The 26,494-nt window shown below is 65.0% G+C and carries 17 protein-coding genes, 3 tRNA genes, 3 rRNA genes and 1 pseudogene; 7 read left to right on the top strand and 17 right to left on the bottom strand.

The genetic code is table 11. The features are described 5' to 3' along the window. Positions 1 to 5: 5 nt before the first annotated feature. From ACW178_RS05715 to crtY, 3 genes are read right to left on the bottom strand one after another with little or no spacing between them, the layout of a single operon-like run. Positions 6 to 938, bottom strand: coding sequence for a phytoene/squalene synthase family protein (locus tag ACW178_RS05715; RefSeq protein ID WP_492024948.1), 933 nt, complete (start codon positions 936 to 938; stop codon positions 6 to 8). Then, positions 935 to 2,416, bottom strand: coding sequence for a phytoene desaturase (locus tag ACW178_RS05710; RefSeq protein WP_492024947.1), 1,482 nt, complete (start codon positions 2,414 to 2,416; stop codon positions 935 to 937). Before ACW178_RS05710 ends, ACW178_RS05715 begins: the two co-directional genes overlap by 4 nt. Further along, the gene (gene crtY / locus ACW178_RS05705) at positions 2,416 to 3,594 is read right to left on the bottom strand and encodes a lycopene beta-cyclase CrtY (protein WP_492024946.1); all 1,179 of its coding nucleotides are present in this window, start codon (positions 3,592 to 3,594) and stop codon (positions 2,416 to 2,418) included. Before crtY ends, ACW178_RS05710 begins: the two co-directional genes overlap by 1 nt. Before the next feature lie 80 nt (positions 3,595 to 3,674). On the opposite strand from crtY, the gene ACW178_RS05700 reads away from it, so the two are divergent. Further along, complete coding sequence (locus ACW178_RS05700; protein ID WP_336970560.1) at positions 3,675 to 4,409, top strand: fatty acid desaturase; 735 nt, start codon at positions 3,675 to 3,677, stop codon at positions 4,407 to 4,409. Between the two features lie 158 nt (positions 4,410 to 4,567). Here ACW178_RS05700 and ACW178_RS05695 read toward each other — a convergent pair. Further along, positions 4,568 to 5,733, bottom strand: a protein-coding gene (locus ACW178_RS05695; RefSeq protein ID WP_191559183.1) for an IS3 family transposase whose coding sequence is annotated in 2 segments (ribosomal slippage) — positions 4,568 to 5,475 and positions 5,475 to 5,733 — 1,167 coding nt in all. Because the reading frame shifts where the segments join, the coding sequence is not laid out codon by codon here. 98 nt (positions 5,734 to 5,831) lie between these two features. Here ACW178_RS05695 and ACW178_RS05690 point away from each other — a divergent pair. After that, on the top strand, positions 5,832 to 5,972 hold the full coding sequence (locus ACW178_RS05690) for a hypothetical protein (RefSeq protein ID WP_492024945.1): 141 nt from the start codon (positions 5,832 to 5,834) through the stop codon (positions 5,970 to 5,972). A 101-nt stretch (positions 5,973 to 6,073) separates the two neighbouring features. Here ACW178_RS05690 and ACW178_RS05685 read toward each other — a convergent pair. From ACW178_RS05685 to ACW178_RS05650, 8 genes are all read right to left on the bottom strand, one after another. After that, positions 6,074 to 6,150: transfer RNA gene (locus ACW178_RS05685), tRNA-Met, on the bottom strand. A 66-nt stretch (positions 6,151 to 6,216) separates the two neighbouring features. Continuing rightward, positions 6,217 to 6,331 (bottom strand): 5S ribosomal RNA (gene rrf, locus ACW178_RS05680). An 87-nt stretch (positions 6,332 to 6,418) separates the two neighbouring features. After that, positions 6,419 to 9,204 (bottom strand): 23S ribosomal RNA (locus tag ACW178_RS05675). A 236-nt stretch (positions 9,205 to 9,440) separates the two neighbouring features. Then, positions 9,441 to 9,516: transfer RNA gene (locus tag ACW178_RS05670), tRNA-Ala, on the bottom strand. A 58-nt stretch (positions 9,517 to 9,574) separates the two neighbouring features. Continuing rightward, a tRNA-Ile gene (locus ACW178_RS05665) sits at positions 9,575 to 9,651 on the bottom strand. Positions 9,652 to 9,860: 209 nt separating this feature from the next. Continuing rightward, positions 9,861 to 11,321: ribosomal RNA gene (locus ACW178_RS05660) — 16S ribosomal RNA — on the bottom strand. The 16S, 23S and 5S rRNA genes sit together here with 3 tRNA genes alongside, the layout of an rRNA operon. Positions 11,322 to 12,029: 708 nt before the next feature. Next, on the bottom strand, positions 12,030 to 12,566 hold the full coding sequence (locus ACW178_RS05655; protein ID WP_228185200.1) for a chemotaxis protein CheW: 537 nt from the start codon (positions 12,564 to 12,566) through the stop codon (positions 12,030 to 12,032). Next, on the bottom strand, positions 12,566 to 14,278 hold the full coding sequence (locus tag ACW178_RS05650; RefSeq protein WP_152949580.1) for a methyl-accepting chemotaxis protein: 1,713 nt from the start codon (positions 14,276 to 14,278) through the stop codon (positions 12,566 to 12,568). Before ACW178_RS05650 ends, ACW178_RS05655 begins: the two co-directional genes overlap by 1 nt. Positions 14,279 to 14,990: 712 nt before the next feature. Here ACW178_RS05650 and ACW178_RS05645 point away from each other — a divergent pair. Both ACW178_RS05645 and ACW178_RS05640 read left to right on the top strand, forming a co-directional pair. Then, positions 14,991 to 15,833: a histidine kinase dimerization/phospho-acceptor domain-containing protein gene (locus ACW178_RS05645; protein ID WP_492024944.1), complete on the top strand. Its 843-nt coding sequence runs from the start codon at positions 14,991 to 14,993 to the stop codon at positions 15,831 to 15,833. Further along, positions 15,715 to 16,208, top strand: a pseudogene (locus ACW178_RS05640) (sensor histidine kinase). Before ACW178_RS05645 ends, ACW178_RS05640 begins: the two are co-directional and overlap by 119 nt. 39 nt (positions 16,209 to 16,247) lie before the next feature. On the opposite strand, the gene ACW178_RS05635 reads toward ACW178_RS05640, so the two are convergent. Beyond that, on the bottom strand, positions 16,248 to 18,062 hold the full coding sequence (locus tag ACW178_RS05635; RefSeq protein ID WP_492024943.1) for a phosphocholine-specific phospholipase C: 1,815 nt from the start codon (positions 18,060 to 18,062) through the stop codon (positions 16,248 to 16,250). Between the two features lie 79 nt (positions 18,063 to 18,141). After that, complete coding sequence (locus tag ACW178_RS05630; protein WP_152949578.1) at positions 18,142 to 20,793, bottom strand: TonB-dependent receptor; 2,652 nt, start codon at positions 20,791 to 20,793, stop codon at positions 18,142 to 18,144. A gap of 145 nt (positions 20,794 to 20,938) precedes the next feature. Between ACW178_RS05630 and ACW178_RS05625 the strand changes: the two genes are divergently transcribed. Beyond that, complete coding sequence (locus ACW178_RS05625) at positions 20,939 to 21,715, top strand: DeoR/GlpR family DNA-binding transcription regulator (protein ID WP_287105063.1); 777 nt, start codon at positions 20,939 to 20,941, stop codon at positions 21,713 to 21,715. Positions 21,716 to 21,729: 14 nt separating this feature from the next. Here the strand turns inward: ACW178_RS05625 and adhP are convergent, their stop codons facing one another. The 3 genes from adhP to ACW178_RS05610 form a co-directional block, all read right to left on the bottom strand. After that, entirely contained in the window at positions 21,730 to 22,761 is a 1,032-nt protein-coding gene (gene adhP / locus ACW178_RS05620) for an alcohol dehydrogenase AdhP (RefSeq protein WP_333896988.1), read from the bottom strand. A gap of 141 nt (positions 22,762 to 22,902) precedes the next feature. Then, on the bottom strand, positions 22,903 to 24,420 hold the full coding sequence (exaC, locus tag ACW178_RS05615) for an acetaldehyde dehydrogenase ExaC (protein ID WP_492024942.1): 1,518 nt from the start codon (positions 24,418 to 24,420) through the stop codon (positions 22,903 to 22,905). A 146-nt stretch (positions 24,421 to 24,566) separates the two neighbouring features. Then, entirely contained in the window at positions 24,567 to 25,535 is a 969-nt protein-coding gene (locus tag ACW178_RS05610) for a GAF domain-containing protein (RefSeq protein ID WP_054764826.1), read from the bottom strand. A gap of 174 nt (positions 25,536 to 25,709) precedes the next feature. Between ACW178_RS05610 and ACW178_RS05605 the strand changes: the two genes are divergently transcribed. Together ACW178_RS05605 and ACW178_RS05600 are read left to right on the top strand one after the other, a co-directional pair. Next, on the top strand, positions 25,710 to 26,255 hold the full coding sequence (locus ACW178_RS05605) for a hemerythrin domain-containing protein (protein ID WP_191555190.1): 546 nt from the start codon (positions 25,710 to 25,712) through the stop codon (positions 26,253 to 26,255). A gap of 4 nt (positions 26,256 to 26,259) precedes the next feature. After that, complete coding sequence (locus ACW178_RS05600) at positions 26,260 to 26,493, top strand: hypothetical protein (protein ID WP_191555189.1); 234 nt, start codon at positions 26,260 to 26,262, stop codon at positions 26,491 to 26,493. Position 26,494 lies beyond the last annotated feature (1 nt).

The following is a 26,494-nucleotide window of genomic DNA, read 5'->3' as shown; positions in this document are numbered from 1 at the left end:
CGCCGTCAGATGTGGGTCCACAGGGCCGGGCGCGGCGGCGGTTCGCGCCAGGCGTCCAGGGTCTTGCACCAAAGGGTGATCAGGGCCCCGCGCCCCACCAGGGCCAGCTTGCCCGCCTTGTCGACCGAGGTCCGGCCGTCCCAGGCCGTGGCGCCCGAGCGCGAGACGTGGCGGCCGATGGCGCGATAGACGCCCCGCGCCGTGGCGACGGCCCAGGCCGAGCGCGGATTGAGATCCCGCAGTCCCCAGCGCGCCGAGGCGTAATAGGGTTCGGCCGCCGCCACCAGCCGCTGGGCGGTGCGGGCGACGGCCTGACGATGCCGGGGCTGATCGACCTGATCGCGCGGCACGCCCGCCTCGTCCAGCCACTGGCCGGGCAGATAGACCCGCCCGCCCTTGGCGTCCTCCACCACGTCTCGGGCGATGTTGGTCAGCTGAAAGGCCAGGCCCAGGTCCTGGGCGCGGCGCAGGGTCGGCGCGTCCTGAACCCCCATGATCCGGGCCATCATCACCCCGACCACGCCGGCGACGTGATAGGCGTAGTCCAGCGTGTCCTCCAGGGTGTCGTAGCGGCGGCCCTCCACGTCCATCTCGAACCCCTGCAACAGGTCCATCGCCTCCTCTGCCGGAATGGCGTGGCGGGCGGCGACGCGCTGAAAGGCGGTGAAGACCGGGTCCGTCTGCGGCTCTCCGGCCAGGGCGGCGGCGGTGCGTTCGCGCAGTTCGACCAGTTTGCGCCCCGCCAGGACCGGGTCGATGCCGACCGCCCCATGGCCCAGGACCTGGCCGTCGATCTCGTCGTCGCAATGGCGGCACCAGGCGTAGAACATCCAGGCGTCGTCCCGGATGGCCGCCGGAAACAGCCGGGCGGCGGCGGCAAAGCTCTTGGAGCCCTGCTCCATCGACTGGCGGCTGTGGTCCAGGACGGCGTCGGTCATGCGGTCCGCCCCGCGTCTTCGATCATCAGGCCGGCGGTGGCCTTGGCCGAGCCCACCACCCCCGGCACGCCCGCGCCCGGATGGGTGCCGGCGCCGACGAAATAGAGGTTGGGGATCTGGTCGTCGCGATTATGGACGCGGAACCAGGCGCTCTGGGTCAGGATCGGCTCCAGCGAGAAGGCCGAGCCCTGGTGGGCGTTCAGCTGGTCGCGGAAATCCACGGGCGTGAAGATGCGGCAGGTGTCCAGATCGGCGGTCAGGCCGGGAATGTAGTGCTGCTCCAGATAGGCCAGGACCCTGTCGCGATAGCGCGGTCCCTCGACCGCCCAGTCGATGTCGGCCGAGGCCAGGTGCGGCACCGGCGCCAGCACATAGAAGGCGTCGCATCCGTCGGGCGCCAGGGACGGATCGGTGCGGGTCGGGGCGTGCAGATAGAGGGAAAAGTCCTCCGGCAGGTCCGGCCCCTTGAAGATTTCGCCGATCAGCTCGCGATAGCGCGGCCCGAACAGCACCGTGTGGTGGCGCACCTCCGGGTGGACCCGCTTCAGGCCGAAATAGATGACGAACAGCGACATGGAATGCCGCTTGGCGGCCAGACGCGCCCCCTCCTTGCGGCCGCGCGGCTCCTGGCCCAGCAGGCGCTGATAGGTGTGGACCACGTCCGCGTTGGAGGCGACCATGTCGAAGGCCAGGGCCTGGCCGCCGACCACCACCCCGTCGGCGCGCCCGTTCGCCAGGGTGATCCGCTCGACCGGACTGTTCAGCCGGATTTCGCCGCCCAGGTCCCGAAACAGCCGCACCATGGCCTGGATCAGGGCGCCGGTGCCGCCGCGCGGGAACCAGACGCCCCAGCGCCGCTCCAGCGCGTGGATCAGGGCGTAGATCGATGAGGTGGCGAACGGGTTTCCGCCCACCAGCAGGGAGTGAAAGCTGAAGGCCTGACGCAGATGCTCGTCCTGGATATAGCCGGCGACCTTGTCATAGACCGACCGCCAGGCCTGGAGCCGCATCAACTCCGGCGCCGCCTTGACCATGCTGGCGAAGTCCAGAAAGGGCACGGCGCCCAGCTTCAGATAGCCTTCCTTCAGCAGGTCCTGGGAATAGGCCAGGAACCGGCGATAGCCCTCCTTGTCGGCCGGATTGCGCGCGACGATCTGGCGGTCCAGTTCGTCCTGATCGTTGACGTAGTCGAAGACGTCCCCGTCTTCCCAGCACAGCCGATAGAAGGGGGCGACCGGCAGCAGTTCGACATAGTCGGACAGCTTGCGCCCCGCGCCCTCGAACAGCTCCTCCAGCGCGGACGGATCGGTGATCACGGTCGGACCGGCGTCGAAGGTGTAGCCCTTGTCCTTATAGACATAGGCCCGGCCGCCAGGCAGGTCGCGCGCCTCGAAGACCGTGGTCTGAATCCCCGCCGTCTGAAGGCGGATGGCCAGCGACAGCCCCCCGAACCCCGATCCGATCACTGCTGCTCGCATTACGCACGTCCTCTTTCGACCAGACAGGTCAGGGCGGCGCCGATCGGCACCGGGGGTTTGCCGCTGAGGATCCGCGCCTTGTCGCCCAAGGTCGTCTCCCCCGCATAGAAGCGTTCGATCAGCGGCTGGGGCAGGCGGTAAAACCGCTCCAGCACCCTGTACCTCTGATCCGGCCGCGCGGCCCGAAACAGCATGCGGTTCAGCAGCCGATAAAAGCCTCTTTGCGCCCATACGTCGCGCGCATGGCGACGGATGACCTGGGCCAGGGCCGGGCCGTCCGGCGCCGCTTCGATACGCTTCGCCAGATGATCCGCCAGCCGCACCGCGTCCGGCAGGGAATAGCCGGTGGTCGGATGAAACAGACCGGCGCGCAGGCCGCTCAGCGCCGTCGGCCCCAGCCGCTTCAGATGGGCGGCGATGTCGCCGTCCAGGGCGACCGGCAGCACCCCCTCCTCCTCGCGCAGAACCGTCTCTATGACCCAGCCCCGCTGCGCGGCGTAGTCCCTGACGCCCGTTCGGAACAGGTCGCGATCCAGGTCGTCGCCGTCGGTGTAGCGGGTGTCCTCGATCAGCAGGGTCCGGTCGTCGAACGGCAGGACATAGAGGAAACGATAGCCCCCCGCCTGATCGACGCAGGCGTCCATGACGATCGGTTCCTTCAGCCCGTGGGGCGCGGTCAGCCGCACCTCCAGGCCGACGAATTTCTGAAACCCCAGGGCAAGGTCCGGCGCGGCGGTCGGGCCGCGCCCGTCGATCACCGCCCGGGCCGTCAGCCGCCGACCGTCGGCCAGAACCGCCTCGGTCGGCCCGGCCGATGCCACCGAGACGCCCGTCATGATCCGTCCCGGCAGGGCGCGGTCCAAGGCTTGGGCGAACCGCGCCGCCGTCACGCTGAAATATCCGGTCGCCAGACGCCGTTCGGCCTTGGGAAACCGCACGGAATAGCCGGGCCAGCTATGGGCGATCAGCGGCGCGATCCACGCCCGCTGCCTCGGCGTCAGATCGGGTTCGAAGAAGGACCAGGTGTGAACCCCGCCCAGCCGGTCGGCCGCCTCCACGATCCGCACGTCCAGTTCGGGCCGGACCTGGGACAGGCGCAGGGCCAGAAGGCCGTTGGCCAGACCGCCCCCCAGCAGCAAAAGGTCCGGCGCGGAACTGTCGGGGGCGGCGGCCTGCATCCGCGACAGGTGGCACGGGCGGACGTGACGGGCAAGCCGCCTGGATGCCTCCGACGCCGGCATAGGCTAGATTGAAGTCCATGACCGCCGCCGTCGCCGAGCCACGCATCGTCCCGCGCCAGACCTGGATCGGTCTGACCCTGGCGGGAATGATCGTGGCGGGATGGGGGAGCCTGCACGTCTACGGCGTCTATTTTCACCGCTGGGGCACCTCCAGTCTGGTGATCGTCCCGGCGATCGTAGCGGTCCAGACCTGGTTGTCGGTCGGCCTTTTCATCGTCGCCCATGACGCCATGCACGGCTCCCTGGCGCCGGGACGGCCGCGGCTGAACGCCGCAGTCGGCCGGCTGACCCTGGGGCTCTATGCGGGCTTCCGCTTCGATCGGCTGAAGACGGCGCACCACGCCCACCACGCCGCGCCCGGCACGGCCGACGACCCGGACTTTTACGCCCCGGCGCCCCGCGCCTTCCTTCCCTGGTTCCTGAACTTCTTTCGCACCTATTTCGGCTGGCGCGAGATGGCGGTCCTGACCGCCCTGGTCCTGATCGCCCTCTTCGGCCTGGGGGCGCGGCCGGCCAATCTCCTGACCTTCTGGGCCGCGCCGGCCCTGCTTTCAGCGCTTCAGCTCTTCACCTTCGGCACCTGGCTGCCGCACCGCCACACCGACCAGCCGTTCGCCGACGCCCACCACGCCCGCAGCAGCGGCTACGGCCCCGTTCTTTCCCTGCTCACCTGCTTCCACTTCGGCCGCCACCACGAACACCATCTGACCCCCTGGCGGCCCTGGTGGCGTCTGTGGCGCGGCGAGTCTTGATCCAGGGCTGCGGCGCGGGCCGCGAAGACCTGTTCGGCGACCTTTGTATCGACGAAGGGAACACGGCCGCGTTCAGGGCCTTATAGGTGAGAAGGAACTCGCCCATGCCCCTCGCCCTGCTGTTCGCTCTGAGGCGCCCCCCTCTGGTCCCTCGATCATTATGAGAGTCCAGGGGGTTGATAGCCGATCTGCTTCGCCGACGGGAGCGGCCGTGCGGCGGAGCTGATCAAGTTGCGCAGCCGAACGGCCGCGGGGTTCAGGCGCACCGCCTCCGGGGTCAGTCCCCCGTGCGCCGAGTGCGGCCTGACGTGGTTGTAGTCGATGCGCCAGCGCTCGATGACGGCGCGGGCCTCGGCCAGGGTGGCGAAGACCTCCTCGTTCAGACACTCGTCGCGGAGCCTGCCGTTGAAGCTTTCGACGAAGCCATTCTGCTGCGGCTTGCCCGGCGCGATGTAATGCCAGGCCACGCCGGTGCGGTTGGTCCATTCCAGGATGGCCCGGCTGGTCATCTCGGTCCCGTTGTCGCTGACGATCATGGCCGGACGCCCGCGTCGGGCGATCAGCCGGTCCAACTCGCGCGCCATGCGTGAGCCGCCGATCGAGGTGTCGACCACCAGAGCCAGGGCCTCGCGCGTGAAGTCGTCCACGATGCACAGGATGCGGAAGCGTCGGCCCCACGACAGACTGTCGGCCACGAAGTCCAGCGACCAGCGCTGGTTTGGGCCGTCCGGCAGGGCCATGGGCGCACGGGTTCCGGTGGCCCGCTTGCGGCCCCGTCGCCGTCGCACCGCCAAGCCTTCCTCCCGATAGAGCCGGAACAGCCGCTTCTTGTTCATGCTGAGGCCCTCCCGTTGCAACAGAATGCCCAAGCGCCGGTAGCCGAACCGGCGGCGCTCAGCCGCCAGGCTGCGCAGGCGCTCGCGCACCTCCACATCGCCCTGTTCAGGCTCGCGACGCACCGTCTTCGGATCGATCTGAACCAGCCCGCAGGCGCGCTTCTGGGAGAAGCCGCGCTCCGCCATCAGACGAAGCACGGCCGCTCTGCGCGCTGCAGGCCCGATCAGTTTTTTCCCAGAAGATCCTTCAGCGCCGACACGTCCAGCATCGACTCCGCCAGCAGCTTCTTCAGCCGCCGGTTCTCGTCTTCCAGCGCCTTCAGCTTCGTGGCGTCCGACACGCTCATGCCGCTGTACTTCGCCTTCCACCGATAGAAGGTCTGCTCGCTGATCCCGTGCCTTCGGCATACCTCCGCCGTCGGGCTTCCGGCCTCCTGCTCGCGCAGCACGCCTATGATCTGCGCTTCGTTGAACCTGCTCTTCTTCACGTCCGTCTCCTTGATGAAACGGACTCTCACTCAAAACGAGGGATCAGGAAGGGGGCGCCTCAATTGGGCGTGCCGACGGCCAGGTTTCGGATTGCGTGGTGCTGTCGGAGAGCCGGCCGGGCTATGGGTTCGGCGATGCGGCTGTGGCCCTGATGAACGGGACCGCGACGCCCCCCTCGCGCGACGGCGGCCGCCCCGTCGACCGGCCTTTCGAACACACGATCCAGTTCATCCCTTGAGCGCCGACGCTGATCGTGGGGGGTCCGGGCTGGGGCGGCGCGGGCCTGTAGGTTCAGACAGCAAAAACCCGCTAGATCGTTGATCTAACGGGTTTAAAACTTGGGTGCGGGAGCAGGATTTGAACCTGCGACCTTCAGGTTATGAGCCTGACGAGCTACCGGGCTGCTCCATCCCGCGGCAGGGGTGGTTTGTGGAGGAAGAAGGGTTCGATAGGTTTTTCATCATCGGCTGTCCGCCTGGTAGACCCGGCGGCGACCTACTCTCCCGCGCCTTGAGACGAAGTACCATTGGCTCTGGAGGGCTTAACGACCGAGTTCGGAATGGGATCGGGTGGGGAACCTCCGACATAGCCACCAGGTCAACGAGGCGGACAGCGGATGATGAGAAGACATTGTCGTGACGATCATCGGGTCATTGATGATCATCGAATGAGTTTTGCTGAGAAACGATCAAACCGATCGGATTATTAGTACCAGTAAGCTTCACGCGTCGCCGCGCTTCCACACCTGGCCTATCAACGTGGTAGTCTTCCACGATCCTCAGCGAAGCCTTGTTTTGAGGTTAGTTTCCCGCTTAGATGCTTTCAGCGGTTATCTATTCCATACTTAGCTACCCTGCTGCACAGCTGGCGCCATGACAGGTACACCAGAGGTATGTCCATCCCGGTCCTCTCGTACTAGGGACAGATCCTCTCAAGCTTCGAACACCCACGGCAGATAGGGACCAAACTGTCTCACGACGTTCTGAACCCAGCTCACGTACCACTTTAAATGGCGAACAGCCATACCCTTGGGACCTGCTCCAGCCCCAGGATGTGATGAGCCGACATCGAGGTGCCAAACTTTGCCGTCGATATGGACTCTTGGGCAAAATCAGCCTGTTATCCCTAGAGTACCTTTTATCCGTTGAGCGATGGCCCTTCCACTCGGGACCACCGGATCACTATGGCCGACTTTCGTCTCTGCTCGACTTGTCAGTCTCGCAGTCAGGCGAGCTTATGCCATTGCACTCGACGAGCGATTTCCGACCGCTCTGAGCTCACCATCGCGCGCCTCCGTTACACTTTGGGAGGCGACCGCCCCAGTCAAACTACCCACCACGCCATGTCCCGGGACCGGATAACGGTCCTCGGTTAGACGTCAACGACAGTAAGGGTGGTATTTCAAGGACGACTCCACCAAGGCTGGCGCCCCGGCTTCATAGTCTCCCACCTATCCTACACATACGGTCGCTAACGCCAAGGCGAAGCTATAGTAAAGGTTCATAGGGTCTTTCCGTCTGACCGCGGGAACCCCGCATCTTCACGGGGAATTCAATTTCACTGAGCCTGTGCTGGAGACAGTGGGGAAGTCGTTACGCCATTCGTGCAGGTCGGAACTTACCCGACAAGGAATTTCGCTACCTTAGGACCGTTATAGTTACGGCCGCCGTTTACCTGGGCTTCAGTTCGGAGCTTTCACTCCTCCCTTTAACCTTCAGGCACCGGGCAGGCGTCAGACCCTATACGTCGCATTGCTGCTTCGCAGAGCCCTGTGTTTTTGCTAAACAGTCGCTACCCCCTGGCTTGTGCCACTCAGTCCTGGTTGCCCAGGGTGAGTCACGCTTATTCCGAAGTTACGCGTGCAATTTGCCGAGTTCCTTCAGCACAGTTCTCTCAAACGCCTTGGTATGCTCTACCTGACCACCTGTGTCGGTTTCGGGTACGGTCTCTGCTGGAGTTATTTCCTGGGACAACGCCCCCGCACACACAATCCAATAAGTGGGTACGAGTTATGCCATCCGTCACTTCCAGCTGGTGCAGGAATATTTACCTGCTTCCCATCGACTACGCTTTTCAGCCTCGCCTTAGGGGCCGACTAACCCTGCGCAGATTAGCTTTACGCAGGAACCCTTGGTCTTTCGGCGAGAGTGTCTCTCACACTCTTATCGTTACTCATGTCAGCATTCTCACTTCCGATACCTCCAGCCAGGCTCACGCCTGACCTTCACCGGCTTACGGAACGCTCCGCTACCGCTTGCACAAAGTGCAAACCCATATCTTCGGCGACTGGCTTGAGCCCCGTTACATTTTCCGCGCAGGATCGCTTGATCAGTGAGCTGTTACGCTTTCTTTAAAGGATGGCTGCTTCTAAGCCAACCTCCTGATTGTCAAAGCAATCCCACATCGTTTCCCACTTAGCCAGTACTTGGGGGCCTTAGATGATGGTTAGGGTTGTTTCCCTTTTCACGACGGACGTTAGCACCCGCCGTGTGTCTGCCCGATAGTTCTCTTAGGTATTCGGAGTTTGGTTAGTATTGGTACCGCTCGCGCAGCCCGCAACCATCCAGTGCTCTACCCCCTAAGGAATTCGTCGGACGCTCTACCTAAATAGATTTCGCGGAGAACCAGCTATGTCCAAGTTTGATTGGCCTTTCACCCCTATCCACAAGTCATCCGAGAATTTTTCAACATTCACCGGTTCGGTCCTCCAGTTGGTGTTACCCAACCTTCAACCTGCTCATGGATAGATCACTTGGTTTCGGGTCGTCATACGTCGAACTTAGCGCCCTATTCAGACTCGCTTTCGCTGCGCCTACACCTAACGGCTTAAGCTTGCTCGACACATGAAGTCGCTGACCCATTATACAAAAGGTACGCCGTCACCCCGCTTGGGGGCTCCGACTGCTTGTAGGCTTCCGATTTCAGGATCTGTTTCACTCCCCTTGTCGGGGTGCTTTTCACCTTTCCCTCACGGTACTTGTTCACTATCGGTCGTAGAGGAGTACTTAGGCTTGGAGGGTGGTCCCCCCATGTTCAGACAGGATTTCACGTGTCCCGCCCTACTCGAGTCTCTTGCTGTTTGATGACTACGGGGCTTTCACCCACTATGGCCGACCTTTCCAGATCGTTCGTCTTTATTTCACAAGAGCACTGGCCTGGTCCCGGTTCGCTCGCCACTACTACGGGAGTCTCGGTTGATGTCCTTTCCTACGGGTACTGAGATGTTTCAGTTCCCCGCGTTCGCTTAATGAAGCCTATGTATTCAGCTCATTATACCTTTCAACAATCCGCCAATCGCTGACCCGACCGAAGCCGGAACAGAGTTGGAAGACTGTAAAGGTGGGTTCCCCCATTCGGAAATAACCGGATCAAAGGGTGCTAGCGCCTCCCCGGTTCTTATCGCAGCTTGCCACGTCCTTCATCGCCTCTCTACGCCAAGGCATCCGTCAGAAGCCCTTCAACGTTTGATCGTTTCTCAGCAAAACTCATGCTTGGTTTATTCCGCCCGACTGGAAAGGCGCCGGGGGACCAAGCCTGATTTTTGTCAGACAATGTCTTCTTATCGAACCAGACCTAAAAGCTCAGGGGAGCCGGCCTCATTCTTCCTTCACAATATCAATGCCGGTCGGCGAGCGCCGACGGGCAATTCCTGATGCGATCTGCGAGCTTCAGCGGGGTGCGCCACCGCTTCCAAAGCGGGGCGGCCTGGTGGAGCCAGACGGAGTCGAACCGACGACATCCTGCTTGCAAAGCAGGCGCTCTACCAACTGAGCTATGGCCCCTTCTCAGGGTCAAGCCAGGAGAGCTGTCGACGAACCGTCCAGATGGATCCTAGAGGGCTGGTAGGCCCGGGCAGACTCGAACTGCCGACCTTACGCTTATCAGGCGTACGCTCTAACCACCTGAGCTACGGGCCTAGGGCAGCGCGACAGCCAGGAGTTCCGGGCTCGCGATCGCGTCACCAACCCCGCGACCCGTATAGCCGAGGCGTCGATGACGAAAGTGGAAAGAGAAACGGAGACGGCGGCATCCTGCCGTTTTTGCTTTGCGCTACCGCATTGCTGCTTGAGCGCATCGCTATGCGGAGCCTCAATAGTCTCGTGAGAGACTGGAGAAGCATCCTTAGAAAGGAGGTGATCCAGCCGCAGGTTCCCCTACGGCTACCTTGTTACGACTTCACCCCAGTCGCTGACCCTACCGTGGTCGCCTGCCTCCTTGCGGTCAGCGCAGCGCCTTCGGGTAGAACCAACTCCCATGGTGTGACGGGCGGTGTGTACAAGGCCCGGGAACGTATTCACCGCGGCATGCTGATCCGCGATTACTAGCGATTCCAACTTCATGCCCTCGAGTTGCAGAGGACAATCCGAACTGAGACGACTTTTAAGGATTAACCCTCTGTAGTCGCCATTGTAGCACGTGTGTAGCCCACCCTGTAAGGGCCATGAGGACTTGACGTCATCCCCACCTTCCTCCGGCTTAGCACCGGCAGTCCCATTAGAGTTCCCAACTGAATGATGGCAACTAATGGCGAGGGTTGCGCTCGTTGCGGGACTTAACCCAACATCTCACGACACGAGCTGACGACAGCCATGCAGCACCTGTGTCCCAGTCTCCGAAGAGAAAGCCACATCTCTGTGGCGGTCCGGGCATGTCAAAAGGTGGTAAGGTTCTGCGCGTTGCTTCGAATTAAACCACATGCTCCACCGCTTGTGCGGGCCCCCGTCAATTCCTTTGAGTTTTAATCTTGCGACCGTACTCCCCAGGCGGATTGCTTAATGCGTTAGCTGCGTCACCGAAATGCATGCATCCCGACAACTAGCAATCATCGTTTACGGCGTGGACTACCAGGGTATCTAATCCTGTTTGCTCCCCACGCTTTCGAGCCTCAGCGTCAGTAATGAGCCAGTATGTCGCCTTCGCCACTGGTGTTCTTCCGAATATCTACGAATTTCACCTCTACACTCGGAGTTCCACATACCTCTCTCACACTCAAGACACCCAGTATCAAAGGCAATTCCGAGGTTGAGCCCCGGGATTTCACCCCTGACTTAAATGTCCGCCTACGCTCCCTTTACGCCCAGTAATTCCGAGCAACGCTAGCCCCCTTCGTATTACCGCGGCTGCTGGCACGAAGTTAGCCGGGGCTTCTTCTCCGGGTACCGTCATTATCGTCCCCGGTGAAAGAATTTTACAATCCTAAGACCTTCATCATTCACGCGGCATGGCTGCGTCAGGCTTTCGCCCATTGCGCAAGATTCCCCACTGCTGCCTCCCGTAGGAGTTTGGGCCGTGTCTCAGTCCCAATGTGGCTGATCATCCTCTCAGACCAGCTACTGATCGTCGCCTTGGTGAGCCTTTACCTCACCAACTAGCTAATCAGACGCGGGCCGCTCTAAAGGCGATAAATCTTTCCCCCGAAGGGCACATTCGGTATTAGCACAAGTTTCCCTGAGTTATTCCGAACCTAAAGGCACGTTCCCACGTGTTACTCACCCGTCCGCCACTAAGTCCGAAGACTTCGTTCGACTTGCATGTGTTAGGCCTGCCGCCAGCGTTCGCTCTGAGCCAGGATCAAACTCTCAGGTTGAGTTGACTTCTGACCTAAAGCACTAAGACCATCCCAAAGGACGTCTTGGCGTTAGTTCTACGTATTTGTTTGACGAGTTCCCACCCGTCGATCCTAAGACCGACGCATGGTATCTTTTCAAAAAGACCGCAGATAGTCAGTGTCGTATGATAGCCCCTAGGACTATCGCAAGGACACCGCCGCCTGCGTTTCTCTTTCCATATCAACAATGTCAAAGACCAGAACCGCCAAAGCGGCCCGACTTGTTTAGCGCCTCGTCGTCGGCGGAGGCGGCGATTTAGAGACCGCCGAACCTCATGTCAACCGCTCTCTTCAGAGATTTTGCAGATCCAAGACCAAGGCCTCAAAACCACAAAAAACCACCGCAGGAAAACCAAGAGGCCTTCCTCTTAACCGTTCGGCGATTCGATTGGAGCGCGGAACTTATTGAAACCAACCCAGGAAAGCAAGAAGTTTTTCAACCCCTCAACTCCCCCAAAACTCCCGAAACCAAAGTCCCAAAAGCCTCAAAGGCCGGCCCGTCTCCGAGCGAGGCAGCCCTATACGGGCCACCCTCCTAACCCGCAACCAGATTCTGAAGGTTCGATGAAAAAACTGCCCAAGTGGCGGTCAACGAACGAGGACGCCTGACGGTTCCCGCCCCCGTCCCTCCGATATGGACTGAGCCTGACGCGGCGGCGTCGTTCGGGCGAGACGTGGGCGTCCGGTTCAGGCGGCGCGTTCGACAGGGGCGAAGGCGGCGAGATCGGCCGCATCGCCAGTGGTGGACAGGAGGCGAGGCAGGTCGATCAGGACGACGAAGCCGTCGTCGCGCCGCACCACGCCGGAGATATAGTCCGAGCGCCATTTGATGCCGATGTCGGGCGAGGGCTCGATCTGGTCGGCGGCGAAGCTGGTCACCTCGAACACCCGGTCGGCGACCAGACCCAGGCTCAGGGTCCGGTCCTCCAGCGGGATGTCAAGGACCAGGATCCGGGTGTTCAGGGTCGGCTCGACCGGCGCCATCCCCAGGCGGATCCGCAGATCCGCCGTGGGAACGCCCTGGCCGCGCACATCGGTCAGACCCATCAGATAGGCGGGGCTGTTGGGGATGCGCGACGGGGCCTGATAGGTCAGGATCTCCCGCACCAGCCCGACCGGGGCGGCGAAGACCTCCTCGCCCAGGCCGAAGGTGACGTACTGGCCGGCGAAGGCGCCGCTCACGGGGCTGTCGGCCGAGGTCTTTCTTTCCGCTTGGCCGGACATCAGGCGCTCTCCCGGAAGTCCATGTCCTCGGCGTCAGCGCCGCCGACCGTCATGTCCAGGGCGAAGCCCTGGGCTCGGGCCTGCTGGGCGTGGACCGGGGATTTGGCCGAAGCCGGGGCCGAAGTCGATCGGGCCGCGGAGCTGAGCACGGTGACCCTGGCGCCCGTCGCACGGTGGCGCGGCGAGGCCGAGGCGCGCGGCGCCGAACGCCCTTCGCCCGAGGCGTCGGTGCGGAAGAAGGCGATGGAGGTCTGAAGCTCTTCGGCCTGGGCCGCCAGTTCTTCCGAGGTCGCCGACATCTCTTCCGAGGCCCCGGCGTTCTGCTGGGTCACCTTGTCCAGCTGCTGGACCGCCTCATTGATCTGGTTGGCCCCGATGTCCTGTTCGCGACAGGCGGCGCTGATTTCCGAGACCAGTTCGGCGGTCTTGCGGATATCCGGCACCAGACGCTGCAGCATGTCGCCGGCTTCCTGAGCGGCCTTGACCGTGTCGCATGAGACGGTGCCGATTTCAGCGGCGGCCGTCTGGCTGCGTTCGGCCAGTTTACGCACTTCCGAAGCCACCACCGCGAAGCCCTTGCCGTGCTCCCCGGCGCGGGCGGCCTCGACCGCCGCGTTCAGGGCCAGCAGATCGGTCTGACGCGCGATCTCCTGCACGATGCCGATCTTGTCGGCGATGGTGCGCATGGCGTCCACGGCGCGGTTGACCGCCTCGCCGCTGGCCTCAGCGTCCTTGGCCGACTGGCGCGAGATCTTCTCGGTCTGGGCGGCGTTGTCGGCGTTCTGTTTGATGTTGGCGGCCATCTGCTCCATCGAAGAGGAGACCTGTTCCGCCGCCGCCGCCTGTTCTGTGGCGCCCTGGCTCATCTGTTCGGACGTCGAAGACAGTTCCTGGCTGCCGGACGACACATTGTCGGCGGCCGACAGGGCGTCGGACACCACGCCGCGCAGCCGTTCGATCATGGTGTTCAGATTGCCCAGCATGTCGCCGATCTCATCGCGGGTGGTGACGGCGACCGTCCTGGTCAGATCCCCCTCGGCCACGGCGCGGACCGCCTCATTGGCGCGATGCAGACCCCGCTTGATGACGAAGGACACCAGGGTGCAGCCGCCCAGGGCCACCAGAACCGCCGCAACGGCGGTGATGATCAGGCCGGTTCGGGCGTTTTCGAAGACGGTTGTGGTGGCCGCCTCGGCCTCCTTCATCTTCTCCCTGTCGATTTCAACGATGCGGTGGGTGGACTTCTCCAGTTCGGCCGCCAAGGTCCGGGCCTCGTTCAGCATCAGGGCGCCGGCGCCGGCCTTGTCGTTCGCCAGGGCCAGACGATGAACCTCGTTGCTGATCAGCTTGTACTGGGCCCAGGTGTCGGCCAGCTTGGTCCAGTCGCCCTTGGCCTCGGGCGAGGCGGCGGCGAGGGCCTGGTTCAGCTGATCTTCAAGGCGTCCTGCAGCCTGTTTCGCCTCTTCCGAAAAGGTCCGGACCTGTGCGGGGTCGGTCGCCAGCACCATGCCGCGTTCGCGCCGCACCACGCCGCCGAACTCGGCGTCCACACTTTGGGCGCGGCTCAGCTGCGCCGCCGGCCCCTCGATCAGTTCGGTGATGGATTGGTTTAACGTCCCCAGTCGGCTGATCGACAGGGCGACGATGCCGACGAGGGCCAGGATCAACAGGCCGAAGGTTACGGCCAGCTTGGCCTTTATGGTGAAACGCATGATCTCTCTCCGCAATGGCCGGTTAGGGGTGGGCGAGGGACGCGACCGGCCATGGGGCGTCCTGAAAATTGAAGAAGGGGCGAAGTGCGGTCAGGTCAGACCTCGCCGGGGGCGCGCAACGCCCCCTCTTGGTCGAAATAGTAACAGTCATCTCAGTCCCCTTCCGCAGCCTTAGCCACACAACCAGAAGCATCATTAGCTTGCATGGTTAAACCGGCTTCAACCCTGGGTTAGGGGGTTGTACTTAGCGCAGCAACTATACTGAAAACCGCGCAAAGAGGCTGGGCCGCGCCCTGATCGTGCAAGGCTAACCATGCAGCCCTGAGTGTTCGCCATAGACCCAGGTAGCGGACGGACGGCCTTCGGCGGCGCCGACCGCCTCGCTCCTAGAGCCTGATCCGTTGAGGAGGAACCGCTACGCGGTTCCGCTGAAACGGTGAATCAGGCTCCAGATTAAAGCGAGAGCATGATTCACGCTTCTGTCGGAACCGCTATGCGGTTCCGTCCGAAACGATCATGCTCTTGCCGAGCGAAAGATACCGTCGGACCAAAGACCGCAAACGTCAATAAGTCTGCGTCTGATTCTCATCAGTAATCCGATCATCGACCAAGGTCGTAATCCATTGCACAGAGACGCAAGGCATCTATTCTCAATGGTGACCAGGACTCGACCATCGAGAAGCGGGCCGGCGTCGAAGGAGGAGGAAAGCTGTTGGAAGATTCGCTGGCGAGCAGCGTCTTTGTCGGCGCGCCGATGGCGATCGTGGCCGTCGATCGGACCGGCCGTGTCCGCAACCATAATCCGGCGGCTCAACAGCTGTTCGGCGCCGTTTTGGACGATCCGTCCCTGAGCATCGACGCCCTGTTTGAAGGCTTTAATCTGGACGACGTCGCCACCCCCGAGGCGGCCCAGGCCTTCAATGGCCGCCGCGATCCGTCGGGCCAGGCCCCCATCTGGCAAGCGCGTCGCGCCGACGGCGAAGACGCCTTCGTCGAGATCCAGGCCACCCGCTTCACCCACAAGACCTGCGACTGCGCCACCCTGTTCATTCAGGACGTGTCCGCCCGGGTCGCCGCCGAGACCGCCGTCCAGGATCTGCGGCTTCAGATCATGTACAATTGGCGGCTGAACTCGCTGGGCGAAGTGGCCTCGATGGCGGCCCATGATCTGAGCCAACCCCTGTCCGCCGCCGCGAACTTTCTGGAGGCGGCCCGGCGGATGGCTGAGGCCCGGCCGGAGGCTGCGGACGACCTCCCTCAGGCGCTGATCGCCGCCAAGGGCCAGATCGACCGGGCGTCAGCCATCATTCGCCGCCTGCGCCAGATGATGCGTCACGAATCCGGTCCTCGGGTTCGGGAAAATGTGTCGGAGGTGGTCAAGGAAATCCTGCCGATCCTCAGGATGCACGCAGGGGGGGACGAGGGCGGACATACAGGTGCGGCTGGACCCGGCGGATACGGCCTGGTGCGACCGCGTGCAGATTCAGCAGGTCCTGATCAATCTGATCCGCAATGCGCTCGACGCCCCGGAGAACGGCAAGCGCCGCCGCATTGAGATTGCGGGCGGCCTGATCGACGGCGGCTACCAGCTGTCGGTCGCCGACAACGGCCCCGGCGTCGCCCTGACATGGCCGGCAAATTGTTCGAGCCCCTGGCCAGCAGCAAGCCCGGCGGCATGGGCCTGGGTTTGTCGATCTGCCGCACCCTGGTGGAGGCCCACGGCGGAACCCTGGCCCTGACGCCCAGCCCCTTGGGTGGGGCGGCCTTCGCCTTCAACCTGGCCGACGAGACCTTGACCGAAGCGCCCCGCCCCGCCGCATCGAACCGGAGCGATGACTTGCTCCTGCTGGCGCGCGCCTCCAGCGGCGGCGCTGCGGTGGTCAGCCGGGCGCCGATCGGCCCGGGCGCCGTGTTTTCACGCCTGAATTAGAACCGCCCGAAACGGCAAGCGGCTCGCCTCGGTTGCGCCTCAGCCGACGAAATGGGCGTGAAAGCCGGCCGGTCCCAACACCCACAGGTCGTACCGTCCGCCGTCGGCCGACAGGTCCCAGGCGCCCGTCAACCGTTCGCCCGCCCCCACGGTATAGCGCCGGGGCAGCCGGTCCAGGTGCAACCGGTCATAGACATGGAAGACGGCGGCGAGATCGCCCTCCGAGACGAAGGTCACGTCCGCGCGCGCCGCCGCCGCATCGACGTCGCAATGGGCCTGAAGCCGATAGCGATGCGGCCGCATGGGCCTCTGGCCCGGCTCCTGCACCGGGCGCGCCGGCCGGACGGGGGCGGACGGGGACGGCTGTTCGGGAATGGCGGCGGCCCGCGCGCGGACCTCTGCGGTCTCTGGCAGGCGATCGACGAAAGGCGTCTGGTTCGGCGTGGCGAAGTCGAAGGCGGTCGTCAGATCGCTGCACACCGCCCGACGCCAGGGCGAGATGTTCGGCTCCATCACCCCGAAGCGACGCTCCAGGAACCGGATCACCGAGGTGTGGTCGGCCACCTCCGAATGGACGAAGCCGCCGCGCGACCAGGGCGACAGCACATACATGGGCACCCGCGGCCCCAGGCCGTAGGGCCGGCCCCGGAACTGGGCCTCGTCCCCGTCGGCGCCGGGCGCCGGCAGGCGGTGGTATTCGCCCTCGGTCGAGACGGTGGAGGCGCCGGCGAAGCCGCCGGGCGCCTGGGCGTCGGGCGACGGCGGAGCGGGCGGCGGGACGTGGTCGAAGAAGCCGTCGTTCTCATCGAAATTGATGAACAGCACCGTCCGCGCCCAGACGGCGGGATCGGCTGTCAGGGCGTCGATGACGCGAGACATATAGTCCGCCCCCTGGGCCGGGCTGGACGGGCCGGGGTGTTCGGACCCCTCGGCCGTGCCGATGATCCACGACACCTGCGGCAGGCGGCCGGCCAGGACGTCGGCCTTCAGCTGATCCAGGTCGCGGGTGGACAGGGCCCGTTCCTTCAGCGCCGGGTCCGAACCCGGCTCGCCACGCCAGGCGCGGCGATAGGCCATGAAGTTCTGGACCGGGTTGTCGCCGAAATTGTCGGCCAGATTCTGATAGTGGCGCCAGTCGATCCCCGCCGCCTGAAGCCGCTCGGCATAGGTGGTCCAGTCATAGCGGGGCTGGTCGGCGTCGGGCTTGTTCAGATCGTCGTCGACATTGTCGATGACCGGGCCGCCGGCGCGGCCGTGCGGGTCGTTCGTCCCGCTGAACAGGAACAGGCGGTTGGTGTTGGTCCCCGTCTGGACCGAGCAGTGATAGGCGTCGCACAGGGTGAAGGCCTCAGCCATGGCGTATTGGAACGGGATGTCCTCGCGCCGATAATAGCCCAGTGCGCGCTGGGTCTTGGCCTCGGGCCAATGGGCCATACGCCCCTGGTCCCAGGCCGCCTGGGCGTCGGGCCAGTGGTGGGGCGTCCCCTCCATCCTCATCAGGTCGAAGTCGGCGGTCGTCGCCAGGTGGAAGGGACCGACCTCGGCGGCGGGCTGGACCGTGCGGTCCACCTGAGTCCAGACGTCGCGCGGGGCGCCGTCGGGGCCGGACGCGACGGGAATGGGATGGGGATCGCCGAAGCCCCGCACCCCGGCCAGGGCGCCGAAATAGTGGTCGAAGCTGCGGTTCTCCTGCATCAGGATCACCACATGGGCCACGTCCTCGATCGTGCCCTTGCGGACGTCGGCCGGAATGGACAGGGCCCGCGCCAATGAGGCCGGAAGCCCCACCGCCAAGGCCGCGCCCAGGCCGCCGGCGAGGCCGCCCGCCAGAAGAGATCGCCGATCGACAGACATCAGATGTTTCCGAACAAGGCCCGCGCCGATCTTATGACCGGCGCGGGCGACAGGTTTGCGACGGTGAGGACCAAGCCCCTCAGTGACGCCAGGTCAGACCCAGACCCAGCATGCGCGGCGCGGTCTGATAGCCGATGGTGTAGCGTTCCGACTTGCCGCGCGTGGCCCAGTAGCCGGCCTCGCCCGTCAGGTTCTCGCCATAGGCGCTGAGCACCAGCTGGTCGGTCAGTTGCAGACGCGCGCCGAAGTCCAGCGTCGCCTGGGGCTGGATGTATTCATCCAGCGCATTGGCGCGCAGGGTGGCGATGTAGCGGCCGCGATAGCTGTAGCCCAGGTCGGCGTCGAACCGGTCGCGCTTGTAGCTCAGGCCGACGTTGCCCAGGACCTTGGGCGCATTCGGCAGGCCCACCTCGACGCCTTCGCGCCAGGCGATGCCGGGATCGGCCTTGCTGGGCTGGTAGGTGTAGTTGGCCCAGGCTGAGAAGCCGGCGATCAGGTCGCGGCGCCCTGCAAGCTCGACGCCCCAGATGGTGGCGTCCTTGCCGTTGGCCGAGGTGGTGATCGGCACGCCGTCGGCGCCGACCATCACCTGCGAGCCCGCCGACTGATAGATGAAGTTGTCGATCTCCTTGCGGAACAGGCCGACCGACAGGAAGCCTTGTTCGCCGGCGTACTGGACGCCCAGATCGAAGTTCAGGGCCTCGGCCGGCTTCAGATCGGGGTTGCCCTTGGCGATGGAGACGATCCGCGGGCCGTTGGACTCGATGTTGATCCCCTTGGAGATGTCCGTGAAGTTGGGACGGGCGAAGGAGGTCCAGACGGCGGCGCGCACGGTCCAGTCCGCGTTCGGACGCCAGTCGACGTGCAGGCTGGGCAGGACCTGGGTGTAGCTGGCCTCGGTCGTGCCGGTGGCGCCGCCGAACTCGCGCGTGACCACGCCGGTGACGGCGTCCTCGGTCGTGACCAGAGCCTCGTTGTGGATGTCGGTCCGCTCCACCCGCGCCCCGGCCGTGGCCGACCAGGCGCCCCGTTCCAGCACCGCCATGGCGTAGCCGCTGTAGCTGGTCTCGCGGCCCGAGGAGTCGTTCAGGTTCCAGGGGTATTCGTCGTCCGTCACGCGCGGCGCGGCTTGCAGCACGGCCAGGACGCGGTTCATCTCCAGGATCGTGCCGAAGCGCGTCAGGCCGCGATAGTGGTCGTCGTCGAAATGATCGATCGAGCCCGCGATCAGGTCGCTGTGGTCCGACAGGGGCGAGCCGCCGGCCAGACCCGGAATGTCGCGCGTGCCGCTGTCGACGTCCTGCTGCTGATCATAATCCCGTTGCGACCGGCGGAAGCGGAAGCCGCCCTTGACGGTCTTCAGCACGCCCTTGTCTTCCGGAGACCAGGCCAGATTGACGGCGGCGTAGGCCTGAGAGTCTTCGGAGATCCGGCGATACAGTTCGGCGTAGTCGAACTTCAGATTGGCCGGGTTCAGCATGGCCGAGGACTGGGCCTCGCTCATCACCCAGGTCGGGTGTTTGCTGTCCGAAGCGTCGAAGCCGATCGGGGTGCTGTAGATCGGCAGGCTGCCGTCCGTGACATATTCCATATACCACTGGTTCGGCGTCTCGGTCCGGCCGTAGGTATAGGCGATGTCGTAGTCCAGCTCGAAGGCGCTGCGGACGTGGCGGCCGCCCAGGTTCAGCACGCCCAAGCGGTTGTCCTCCTGCTTCACCTCGGCGCCCATCAGGGACGAGAAGCTGTTGATGGCGCCCTTGTCGTCCTGACCGGTCTTGACGTCGATATAGTCGTGCAGCTGATCGTTCTTCCACTGGGAGTACAGGCCGCGCAGGTGAAGTTCGTCATTCGACGTCGGGCGGTACTCCAGGGTGAAGTTGCCGCCGGTGCGGTCGATGTCGTTCACGAACCGGTCCAGGCCGTGCGAGACCAGCCGCAGGGGGGTGTCTTCCGACAGGACGGTGTCGCTATCCGGCAGGAGGCCGTTCGGACGCCAGCTGGTGTTGTAGCTGATGTTCTCGTTGCGCTCGCCCGTAATGGTCCGTTCGGTATGGAAGACCACGCCGTAAAGGCCCAGGGTCCGGTCGGAATCGAGGAAGGTCGAGAAGGCGCCGGTCAGGTCGGTCGCCGTCTTGTCCGCGATGTTTTCCCGGCTGGCGCGGACCGAAAGGCTGGCCATGCCGTCGCCGAAGTCGAAGGGGCTGGGCAGGCGGAAGTCGATGGTGCCGCCGACCGCGTCGCCGTCCAGATCCGGGGTCACGCTCTTGACCACCCGCACCGTGTCCAGGCCGTCGGGCGGCAGCAGGTCCAGGGCCACGGCGCGGTTGTCGCGGCCCGAGGTCGCCAGGCGCACGCCGTTCATCGTGTAGACGTTCAGGGCGCTGTCCAGGCCGCGAATGCTGACGTAGCGGGCGTCGCCCGTGCCGCGGTCGTTGACGGTGCTGACGCCCGGCAGACGCTTCAGCGCCGCCGCCACACTGGTGGACGGGATGGTCAGCAGCTCATCGGCGGAGATGACTTCCGAAACGATGTCGGCCTGGCGCTGCTCCGCCTCGGCGCGGCGGGTGGCGCTGCGCGAACCGGTCACGATGATGTCGGCGAGGTTGGCGGCGTCCGCCGTCCCGCCTTGGGCCGGCGCGGTTTGAGCCAAGGCGGCGGCGGGCAGGATCGCTGCGAGCGCTGCGCCGCACAGCAGGGCGCGCGCGCAAAAGCGCGTGTTTGAAAGAACCATGATGACATCCCCTGACGGTTGGACGGCGCTGAGCCGTCTTCGAACGATCTACGCCGGACCTGTGACATCGATGTGAACTATTGTGGCATTTTGTGTTTTTGTGTGGATTTTGACGAAGGCAGGCGCCACATGTCACACGAGTTGCATGACCCAAGGCACGGCGTTGAATCAGTCCGCACGGCTCGAAGCCCTATTGTCCGCCCTGGCTGATCAGGGCGCCTGTTCGATCGCCGATCTGGCGACGGCCTTTGATGTGTCCGAGGAGACGATCCGCCGCGACATCCGACGGCTGGAGCAGGAAGGGGCGGTGCGAAAGGTGCACGGCGGCGTCCGCCTGCCTGATCGCCGCGCCGAGGCGCCGTGGCGGCAGAGGCTGAACATCAACGCCGAGGCCAAGAAGCGGATCGCGGCCCACGCGGCCGAGTTGGTCGAACCAGGCATGACCCTGCTGCTGGATTCCAGCACCACCGTCTTCTGGCTGGCGCGCCGGATCGCCTCTGTGCGCGATTTGACGGTGGTGACCAACAGTCTGGAGACGGCGGGCGAGCTGGCGGCCCTGTCGGACGCCCGGATCTTCCTGGCGGGCGGGGCGGTCAACCCCGCCTATCGGGCCAGTTTCGATGCGGACGCCGCCGCCTACGCCAACCGGTTCGTGCCGGACCTGGCCTTCTTCTCCATCGTCGCCGTGGACGCCGCGCACGGCTTTCTCGATCACGAGCCGGAAGAGGCGGCCTATGCCCGGGCGGTGCTGCCCAATGCGCGCAAGGCGGTCTGTCTGACGGACGCCTCCAAATTCGGGGCGGCGGGCCGCGCCCAGGCGGCGGACTGGTCCCAGGTGGCCATGATCGTCACGGACCAGCCGCCCCCCGCCGCCGTCGCGGCTGCGGCGCGCGACGGGGGGGTCGAGGTGCGGATCGCCTGATCCGCACCGGCCGATCAGTCGATCGACATCACGATCCGGCCCTCGATCTGGCCCCTGTGCATCCGGGCGAAGATGTCGTTGATATTGTCCAGGGGTTCCACGGCGATGGTGGACTTGACCTTGCCCTGGGCGGCGAAGTCCAGCGCCTCCTGAAGGTCCAGGCGGGTTCCGACGATCGAGCCGCGCACCGTCGTGCCGTTCAGCACCATGTCGAAGATCGACAGGGGGAAGTCGCCGGGCGGCAGGCCGTTCAGGGCGACCGTCGCCCCGCGCGCCGTCATGCCCAGGGCCTGTTCGAACGCCTTGGGCGAGACGGCGGTGACCAGCACCCCCTGGGCGCCGCCGTCGGTCTGACGCTTGATCTCGGCGGCGGGGTCGTTGGAGGTCTTGGCGTTGACCGTCACCGAGGCGCCCAGACGCCGCGCCAGGTCCAGCTTGGCGTCGTCGATGTCGACGGCCGCGACGTTCATCCCCATGGCCTTGGCGTATTGCACCGCCAGATGGCCCAGGCCGCCGACGCCCGAGATCACCACCCAGTCGCCGGGCTTGGTCTCCGTCACCTTCAGCCCCTTATAGACGGTGACGCCGGCGCACAGGATCGGCGCGATCTCTTCAAAGCCGATGTTATCGGGCAGATGGCCGACGAAGTTCGGGTCCGCCACCACATATTCGGCGAATCCGCCGTTCACCGAATAGCCGGTGTTCTGCTGCTCGTGGCACAGGGTCTCCCACCCGCCGAGGCAGTGTTTGCAATGGCCGCAGGCGGAATAGAGCCAGGGCACCCCGACGCGGTCGCCCTCCTTGACGTGTTTCACGCCGGCGCCGACGCCCGAGACGTAGCCGACGCCTTCGTGGCCCGGAATGAAGGGCGGATTGGGCTTGACCGGCCAGTCGCCCTCGGCGGCGTGCAGGTCGGTGTGGCAGACGCCGCTGGCGACGACCTTCACCTGGATCATGCCGGGCCCGGGGGTGGGGATCGGCGCGTCCTCGATCACCAGGGGCTTGCCGAATTCGCGCACGACGGCGGCCTTCATGGTTTTGGCCATGGTTCATCCTCGATCAGAAGGGGGAACGGGCGGACCGGAAGCAGGACACCGGCCCGCCCGCCTGGGAGCCGCTCTCCGGACAGACGGATCAGAGAGCGATCGGAGGATGGCCGATCCGGGACCGGCCATCCTTGATGCAGATCAGAAGAAGCCCAGCTTGTTCGGGCTGTAGCTGACCAGAAGGTTCTTGGTCTGCTGATAGTGGTCCAGCATCATCCGGTGGTTTTCACGGCCGATGCCCGACTTCTTGTAGCCGCCGAAGGCCGCGTGGGCCGGATACTGGTGATAGCAGTTGGTCCAGACCCGCCCGGCCTGGATGGCGCGGCCGGCGCGATAGGCGGTGTTCATGTCGCGCGACCACACACCGGCGCCCAGGCCGTATTCGGTGTCATTGGCGATCTCCATCGCCTCTTCGAAAGTCTTGAAGGTGGTCACGGCCAGGACGGGACCGAAGATTTCCTCCTGGAAGATCCGCATGTCGTTCGTGCCTTTGAACACCGTCGGCTTGACGTAGTAGCCGCCGGCCAGATCGTCCTGAAGCTGGGCCTGGTCGCCCCCGGTCAGGACCTGGGCGCCCTCTTCGCGGCCGATCTTCAGATAGCTCAGGATCTTCTTCAGCTGCTGGTCCGAGGCCTGGGCGCCGATCATGGTCGCGGGGTCCAGCGGGTCGCCCTGGACGATGGCCTCGACCCGGGCGATGGCCTTCTCGATGAAGGCCTCATAGATGTCTTCTTGGATCAGGGCGCGGCTGGGGCAGGTGCAGACCTCGCCCTGGTTCAGGGCGAACATCGCAAAGCCTTCCAGCGCCTTGTCCAGGAAGGCGTCGTCGGCGTCCATCACGTCCTTGAAGAAGATGTTCGGCGACTTGCCGCCCAGCTCCAGCGTGACCGGGATCAGGTTCTGGGTCGCATACTCCATGATCTTCTGGCCGACGGCGGTCGAGCCGGTGAAGGCGATCTTGGCGATGCGGGGGTTGGTGGCCAGCGGCTCGCCCACCTCGGCGCCGGTGCCGGAGACGATGTTCAGCACGCCGGCGGGCAAGAGGTCCTGGATCAGCTCAATGACGACCAGGATCGAGGCCGGGGTCTGTTCCGCCGGCTTCATGACGATGCAGTTGCCCGCCGCCAGGGCCGGCGCGATCTTCCAGGCGGCCATCAGGATCGGGAAGTTCCACGGGATGATCTGACCGACCACGCCCAGCGGTTCATGGAAGTGATAGGCGACCGTATCGTGGTCCAGTTCCGAGATCCCGCCTTCCTGGGCGCGGATGCAGCCGGCGAAATAGCGGAAGTGGTCGATCGCCAGCGGAATGTCGGCGGCCAGAGTCTCGCGCACCGGCTTGCCGTTGTCCCAGGTTTCGGCCTCGGCCACGGCCTGGAGGTTGGCTTCGATCCGGTCGGCGATCTTGTTCAGGATCACGGCGCGTTCGGCGACGCTGGTCTTGCCCCAGGCGTCCTTCGCCGCGTGGGCGGCGTCCAGGGCCAGCTCGACGTCGGCCGCGTCCGAGCGTGCGACCTCGCACAGGACGCGGCCGTTCACCGGGGAGGTGTTCTCGAAATACCGGCCGTTGACGGGGGCGACCCAGCGGCCGCCGATGAAGTTGTCATAGCGCGTCTTGAACTTGGGCGTCGCGGCGCGGGCGAATTCGGGCTTGGTCACGAGTGCGTCTCCTTGCGGTTTCCTCGGGCGCCGATTGTCCGGCGTCGTTTGAGGCAAACTCGGTCCGCAAGGCCCGCCGCGCCAGAAGCCCGCTTCATGATGCGGCGCAAACCTGTCGCAGATTTGCGACAGATTACAGGAGGCTGTTACTGGGCGTCGTTCAGACCCAGCCGGTGCAGCTTGCGGTGCAGGGTGGCGCGGCTGATGCCCAACAGGCGGGCGGCGGCCGAGACATTGCCCCCGCTGCGCGCCAGGGCCCGGCGCACCGCGCCCCGTTCCGCCTCCAACAGATCCGCCTCGGCCGCGCCGGGCGTCAGAAGGTCCGAGGCCGGCAGCTGGGCGGCGATCCGTTCGTCGGTGATCGACAGGGACAGGCGCGCCGCCCGCGTCGCCCCGATCACCAGATCGTCGCGATCCACGGCCAGCAGGGCCGCCGCATTCCGTTCGCCCGCGCTTCCGGCCAGGACGATGCGGGCGTCGCAGAAGGTCTGACGGAAGGCCTGGGCCTCGATCGACCGGGCGGCGTCGGCCACGGCGGCCGAGATCAGACCCAGTATGGCCTCGGTCGCATCCGCCCGGCAGGACGAGACGTCCAGCGCCCCCGCCAGCCGGCCGAAGGGGTCGTGGATCGGATGGGTGACGCAGCTCAGGCCGGTGTTGCGGGCGTGGAAATGCTGGTCGCGGTGGATGGTGACGGGGCGGTGTTCGGCCAGGGCCGTGCCGATGCCGTTGGTGCCCTCATGCGCCTCGGACCAGACCGCGCCCGGCCACAGGCCCCAGCGATGAAAGGTCTCGTCGTCCGCCGCCGCCCCGCGCCGCTCCACCGGCACCCCCTCGGCATTGGTCAGCAGGACGCAACAGCCGACCCCGCCGACCGCCAGAAACAGCCGGTCCAGCACCCCCTCGGCCGCGCGGGTCATCGGCTCCATCGCCTGACGGGCGTCCTGCAGCGCCTGTTCAGAGATCGTCTCCACAGCCCCGGCCCGCACCGGATCGAGGCCGTAGAGGGTGATGGACCGACGCCAGGAGGCCGCCAGGGCGGAGCGCGCGCCGGCGCCCTCGTCCAGCGCCTGCTGGATCAGGCTGGCGTGATCGGTCTGGGACCGCAGGCTCATGGACGACCTCCGAAAGATCGACAGTCCCCGGATCAGACGCCTGCAAAGCCTCCGCGTCAATCCGACCTTGGTCCCCCTCCCCCGCCTCGTCGCCCGGTCAGCCCAGGTTGGAAAGACGACATTGGGAACCGCCTGCTGATCCCCGGCCTTGTCTCCGCATCGCAGGAGACCCGAATGTCCATCATCGACAAGGCCTTGGCCGCCGTAACCCCCCAACCCGGCGAAGAGGCCCGCGCCGAAGCCACAGCCCAGGCGCGCGAGGCCGCCGCGCCCGGCGACTGGCTGTCGCTGGTTCTGGACCATCACGAGGAGATCCGCGGCGCCTTCGCCCGCGGACGCGAGGTGAAGTCGGCGGCCGACCGCCAGGCGGCGCTCAAGGCCCTGGCCCTGGTGCTGAACGGCCATTCGATCGCCGAGGAGCTGGTCCTGTACCCCGCCCTGGGACAGGCCGGCGAGAAGATGCACGCCGCCCACGCCTATCTGGAACAGACCACCGCCAAGGCGCAGATGGCCGAGCTGGAGAACATCGCCCCTTCCAACACCGCCTGGCTGGACAAGTGGGAGCATATCGAAGGCGCCGTCCTGACCCATATGTACGAGGAGGAGAAGGGCTGGTTCATCACCCTGAAGCAGAAGGGCGAACACCAGGCGCGGCTGACCGATCGCTATTGCGAGGAATATGAACGCTACACCGGCGCCCCGGCGCGTCAGGCCGCCTGAGCCGATGAGCGACCGCAAGCACAGCCGTGATTCGGCCGCCTCGGGTCTGGCCCAGGGCGGGCTGGGCGGGCCGGAGGATCAGCTGCTGGAGGCCGGACAGGAGGAGGTCTTCGCCCGCGAAGAGGTGGAGACGGGGCGGATCGAACACCACTCCGACACCCAGACCCCGCCCGACGCCGAGGAGATCGAACCCTCCTCTCCGAACGCCGGAAGCGACGGCGCGGCGGGCGCGGCCTGAC

The organism is Brevundimonas sp. AVps4 (assembly GCF_058681525.1).
This window is presented reverse-complemented; position numbering and strand designations above follow the sequence as displayed.

What these genes read in the sequence shown, in the direction of transcription:
- ACW178_RS05715 (WP_492024948.1), bottom strand. Translation starts at nt 938, where the DNA reads ATGACCGACGCCGTCCTGGACCACAGCCGCCAGTCGATGGAGCAGGGC.
- ACW178_RS05710 (WP_492024947.1), bottom strand. Translation starts at nt 2,416, where the DNA reads ATGCGAGCAGCAGTGATCGGATCGGGGTTCGGGGGGCTGTCGCTGGCC.
- crtY (WP_492024946.1), bottom strand. Translation starts at nt 3,594, where the DNA reads ATGCAGGCCGCCGCCCCCGACAGTTCCGCGCCGGACCTTTTGCTGCTG.
- ACW178_RS05700 (WP_336970560.1), top strand. Translation starts at nt 3,675, where the DNA reads ATGACCGCCGCCGTCGCCGAGCCACGCATCGTCCCGCGCCAGACCTGG.
- ACW178_RS05655 (WP_228185200.1), bottom strand. Translation starts at nt 12,566, where the DNA reads ATGTCCGGCCAAGCGGAAAGAAAGACCTCGGCCGACAGCCCCGTGAGC.
- ACW178_RS05650 (WP_152949580.1), bottom strand. Translation starts at nt 14,278, where the DNA reads ATGCGTTTCACCATAAAGGCCAAGCTGGCCGTAACCTTCGGCCTGTTG.
- ACW178_RS05635 (WP_492024943.1), bottom strand. Translation starts at nt 18,062, where the DNA reads ATGTCTGTCGATCGGCGATCTCTTCTGGCGGGCGGCCTCGCCGGCGGC.
- ACW178_RS05630 (WP_152949578.1), bottom strand. Translation starts at nt 20,793, where the DNA reads ATGGTTCTTTCAAACACGCGCTTTTGCGCGCGCGCCCTGCTGTGCGGC.
- ACW178_RS05625 (WP_287105063.1), top strand. Translation starts at nt 20,939, where the DNA reads ATGACCCAAGGCACGGCGTTGAATCAGTCCGCACGGCTCGAAGCCCTA.
- adhP (WP_333896988.1), bottom strand. Translation starts at nt 22,761, where the DNA reads ATGGCCAAAACCATGAAGGCCGCCGTCGTGCGCGAATTCGGCAAGCCC.
- ACW178_RS05610 (WP_054764826.1), bottom strand. Translation starts at nt 25,535, where the DNA reads ATGAGCCTGCGGTCCCAGACCGATCACGCCAGCCTGATCCAGCAGGCG.
- ACW178_RS05605 (WP_191555190.1), top strand. Translation starts at nt 25,710, where the DNA reads ATGTCCATCATCGACAAGGCCTTGGCCGCCGTAACCCCCCAACCCGGC.
- ACW178_RS05600 (WP_191555189.1), top strand. Translation starts at nt 26,260, where the DNA reads ATGAGCGACCGCAAGCACAGCCGTGATTCGGCCGCCTCGGGTCTGGCC.